1 pseudogene is annotated in these 579 nt (G+C 71.3%); it reads right to left on the bottom strand.

What is annotated here, in order from left to right:
- A pseudogene (locus A5713_RS00835) lies at positions 1-579 on the bottom strand (hypothetical protein); the annotation flags it as partial.

The following is a 579-nucleotide window of genomic DNA, read 5'->3' as shown; positions in this document are numbered from 1 at the left end:
GCAGCGACAGCACACCGCCGCGCGGTACGCCGACCGGTGAGCGGATCACCGTCACCCGCGCCGCCGCGCTGCGCAGCACGCTGAACGATTTGGAGAACACCATCATGGCCAGCGCGCAAGGGTAGAGCACCCACGACGGGTAGCTGCCGGTGGCACCGTCGTAGTTCATGATCAGCACCAGCGCCAACGCGGTGCGCAGGGCGAACGACGCGGCGAGTGCGACGCGCCGGCCGTGCTGCAGCCGGTCCAGCGCCGGGCCGATGAGCGGCGCGATGACCGCGAACGGCGCGATGGTGATCAGCAGATACAACGCGACCCGGCCCTTGCTCTCCCCGGTGGCCGCCGCGAAGAACAGCGTGTTTGCCAGCGCCACCGCCATCGCGGCGTCCACCGCGAAGTTGGCCACCACCGGCCACGTCAACGCGGTCAGACCGGACTTGTCGGCGCCGTCGGCGGTGGCGGCGCGTTGCACCATCCAGTACATCCGCGAACCCATCTCACGGCTGCGCAGCGCGGCGGCGCGGGTGACGGTGATCCGCTCACCGGTCGGCGTACCGCGCGGCGGTGTGCTGTCGCGGC

Source organism: Mycobacterium sp. E2497 (genome assembly GCF_001668695.1).
Lineage (GTDB): Bacteria > Actinomycetota > Actinomycetes > Mycobacteriales > Mycobacteriaceae > Mycobacterium.
The sequence above is the reverse complement of the archived record's forward strand: the minus strand, read 5'-3'. Positions and strand labels throughout refer to the sequence as shown.